Genomic DNA, 3773 nt, shown 5'->3' with positions numbered 1-3773 from the left:
GTATTTCTTGATCAGCAGGGATATCAATTTCTGGGTTTTCTTCACGATTTCCACCATGACGATCGCCACCTCTTTCTTGCTGTAAATAAATAGTATTAGGATTATCTTCATCACGAAATAGACGATAAACGACAGAATACAAGTCATATTTAGGATGATCGTAGGAAATTTGTAATTGTAATTGTTGAATTTCATCTATTGAGAAATCAATATCAGACAATATGAGTTGAGATGGAGTCACTTTAACATTTGGAAACTGGGTAACATTATACCATGTCCGATTTTCTCTATAATCAGTAAATTTTGCCATCCACACTTTTATATTATTTGTTTCAAGTAAGCAATGTTCTTGATGATCTATATATTGAATCGTTATAGAATTGGCTTGTGAACGAACCGAGTTAAGCATTAATATAGATTTGACTTGAACTGATAACTCAATGAAAGGAATATCAGTATAAAATGATTCATTTTCTAATTTTCCAGTGATTTGATAATATCCAGGTTCTAATAAATGAATAGGAGAAGTGTCCCAGATAATGTTTTCAATAATCGTCTGCTGTTCAACAGTTTTGATAGTTGCAGTTTGAGGTAATGCATACTGAATACTATCAAAGTTATCTGTGGTATAGCAAATAATTGGTGTCTTATCATAAGTTATACTCGTAATTCCTACTGGTGTTTTTCGATTGACAGGACTTAGGCAAAACAGAAAAGTACATATAACAAATAAATATATTTTTTTCATAATATTACTCCTCTCTAGATGTCAAATATGTCCAATAGTTCTCTTTAAGGATACGAATATATTTTCTTCCAATATTCAAACATATACCATTCATTAAAATCACTTGATTATCTTTTATATATTTAACGTATTTTAAGTGGACTGCAAAACTCTTATGAATTCTTGTAAAATGAGAATCATGAATATCATCTAATATCTTATTAAGTGGATAATTGACTTTATAATCTTGATGGCATGTATAAAGTGTGGTTGTATTATGCAAAACTTCCAAATAGTAAATATCTTGAATATATATTTTCTTGTCTGAAGAAATTAATATATATTTTTTTGCATTTTTTAAATAATTTTGGCAACGATTAAGTGCATTCTCTATTTGTTCATATGAAATAGGTTTCAAAAGATAATGATGTGATCCAATCTCATAACTTTGAGGATAATATTCCGTAGAGACCGTTATAAATATGATAGCTGTATAATAACCTTTATCTCTAATTGTTTGTGCAACTTAAATTCCTAAAACATCCATATAAATGTCTAAAAAAACAATCTCTATATTCTTGTTATCAATATCTTTTAATAAATCGGTACCACTTTTATATTCTAAAATATGAAAATCTAAATGATTGAGCTTTTTATATTTCATGATATGTTGAATAACCTCTTCACGATCTTTTGATTTATCATCAACCACTGCAATATTCATCTCTCTCACCACCATATATTTATTATAGCATAGACTTACTTTTTTTTAATGCAAAAATATATTTTGGATTTGTTGTTTAGCCTCATTGTATGTCGTTTAACCCTAGCATATCGCTTTTGTTGGAGCGGTTTGATAAAATAAAGACAATCAATAATAATGAGAGAAGGTGAATGAAATGAAAGAAATTGTGAGAAAAATTGTTAAGTTCGAAAAACATCATCCAAACTGTAAAAAGACAATATATCTCATGTATGGTTTAGTCTATTGTTTTGTGAATATCTCAGAATTTACAAAAAGAAATATCATGAAATGGCGAATGTCCTTAATTACATATGTTATATTAGCATTATTTATAATGCCTTTGAGTCAAAAGCTTATGCATCAGTTGTGCCAACATTGAATGTCAATGGAACAAATATTTTAAATGATGATGACCATAGAATAGATTGCGGAACAGGATTTGCTGAATATAATCCTAATACGCAAGTGTTAACACTCACTAATGCAACAATTAGTCAGTCATCTATAATTCAAAATGAAAGTATAATCCAAGATAGTCGTGCCGGAATATCTGGTAATTAAGACGTTCATATTCGTCTAGTTGGAGAGAATATTATTAAAGGTGATAATTTAGTGAATGGGATATCACTTCCATCACAAGATGTGACAATAACAGGAAATGGAAAGTTAAGTATTGAAACAACAATGAGTCAGCAGGATGCAAATAACTTTCATACACAAACGGGTATACGGGTAAAAGCATTATCAATTGAAGATGCTCAAATAACTATTTTGGGTAGTGGTATACAAGGAAATTCAGATTGTGGAATATATTTTAGTCGTAGTTGCCAGATGAAAGATGCAGCCTTGTCAATTCAACATATGATTGATGGAATTAATGGTTCAGAGTATTATCAGATATTCACTATTGATCATACTCATATATCAATGCAAAATATAGAATTTGGAATCATATTAAATCCAACTCGACAAATACCAGTCACTAAGTTTCATAATAGTGACATGAGTATAACTTCAGGTAATACATCTTTAAATTTAACAAATGGGGCAAATATTTCTAATACAAAAATAGTTGCAATCAGTCAACAGGGAAATGCTATTTATAGTGAAGGAAATCTTAACATTGATAATCATAGTGAACTAAACTTAAAAGGAAAATGGTGTGCGATACAATGCCGTGGTGATGAATTGAATATTGATAATAGTCAAATCATTGGTCATTCTACTGAAGATGCCGCAATTTTCACATCTGGACATTTGACGATTCAAAATAATTCATATATACAGGTACAAGGTTATCTTTGTGGCTTACAAAGCAATCAGGATTTGCAAATGAAGTAAAGTCAAATTAAAGCACAATCATCATCAAGTCATGCTATATGGGGCAAAAACACTATTATCGTATCAAATAGTAAGTTATCAGATATTCAATCAGTCAATTATGCTCTAGGAAGTTTTGGAATAATTGATATTCGTAAAAGTACTGTTGATATCTTAGGCTCACAAGAAGGGATTTGTTCAGCAACCAATCCACAAGTAACAGGACTTCAAAATAATATTAATCTTATTGAATGCGATATTAATGTGAAAGCCAATCGTACAGCAGTAAGTGCTAACAATATTCTTGTTGTTCAAAAGACTCATCTGACAGCAAATAGTGAATTGGCAGGTCTTGTTGGTAATGAGGAAATCAGAATTGAAGAGAGTCAATTATCTCTTACAACACAAGGTATGCCAAAAAAATCCACTGGTTTATCAAGTGCTAATGGAAATATTTCTATTACAGAAACTTCTCAAGTAGATATAAATGCTCAATGGAATGGTATATATACAACTTCATCAGCAATTATCGAAAATAGTCAAGTCAATATTCAAACTGAAGGATATATTGGACTGCTAGCTAAAAAAGATATAACAATCTCTACAAGTGATGTTCATGCATCAACTCAAAGTCAATTTCCTGCAATTGCTGTTTTATACATCAAACAGCCTAGTGATAATCAAGTCATTCCAAGAATAACAATGGATCAATACTCACAGGAAAAAATGAATAGTAAAATTGCTGTAACACAATGGTTTGATAGTAATGGAATTATGCAAAGTTATACTGCTTTTATTGCTTTAAATGACAATCAATTGTTACCTGATTTAAGTAATGCTATTAATCAAGTAATAATACAAATCAAATCAGCTGATTATACTTTTGTAGATCAGGAAATCTCTCAGATACCAGATGACTTATCTTTATATACTATTGAATCTGTAAAAGCCGTACTTGATGCAAAGAATGCAATCATTAGG

The 3773-nt window shown here is 30.1% G+C and carries 5 protein-coding genes and 1 pseudogene; 3 read left to right on the top strand and 3 right to left on the bottom strand.

Annotation, left to right across the window (positions count from 1 at the left end):
- The 3 genes and pseudogenes from ACLR9T_RS13475 to ACLR9T_RS13465 form a co-directional block, all read right to left on the bottom strand.
- Nucleotides 1-748: pseudogene (locus tag ACLR9T_RS13475) on the bottom strand (hypothetical protein); the annotation flags it as partial.
- Nucleotides 749-752: 4 nt separating this feature from the next.
- Nucleotides 753-1145, bottom strand: a complete 393-nt coding sequence (locus ACLR9T_RS13470; protein ID WP_008790170.1) for a LytR/AlgR family response regulator transcription factor — start codon at nt 1143-1145, stop codon at nt 753-755.
- 108 nt (nt 1146-1253) lie between these two features.
- Complete coding sequence (locus tag ACLR9T_RS13465) at nt 1254-1451, bottom strand: response regulator (RefSeq protein ID WP_008790171.1); 198 nt, start codon at nt 1449-1451, stop codon at nt 1254-1256.
- Between the two features lie 387 nt (nt 1452-1838).
- Between ACLR9T_RS13465 and ACLR9T_RS13460 the strand changes: the two genes are divergently transcribed.
- The 3 genes from ACLR9T_RS13460 to ACLR9T_RS13450 all read left to right on the top strand — a co-directional run.
- The gene (locus ACLR9T_RS13460) at nt 1839-2033 is read left to right on the top strand and encodes a hypothetical protein (protein WP_413110020.1); all 195 of its coding nucleotides are present in this window, start codon (nt 1839-1841) and stop codon (nt 2031-2033) included.
- A 51-nt stretch (nt 2034-2084) separates the two neighbouring features.
- Nucleotides 2085-2813: a hypothetical protein gene (locus ACLR9T_RS13455; protein ID WP_008790173.1), complete on the top strand. Its 729-nt coding sequence runs from the start codon at nt 2085-2087 to the stop codon at nt 2811-2813.
- Between the two features lie 243 nt (nt 2814-3056).
- Nucleotides 3057-3773: carbohydrate-binding domain-containing protein (locus ACLR9T_RS13450; protein WP_413110019.1), on the top strand; the 717-nt coding region annotated here is incomplete at its 3' end.

It is taken from the genome of Thomasclavelia sp., assembly GCF_047249845.1.
Lineage (GTDB): Bacteria > Bacillota_I > Bacilli_A > Erysipelotrichales > Coprobacillaceae > Thomasclavelia.
Note: the sequence above shows the minus strand (reverse complement) of the source record. Positions and strands in the feature narration are given on the sequence as shown.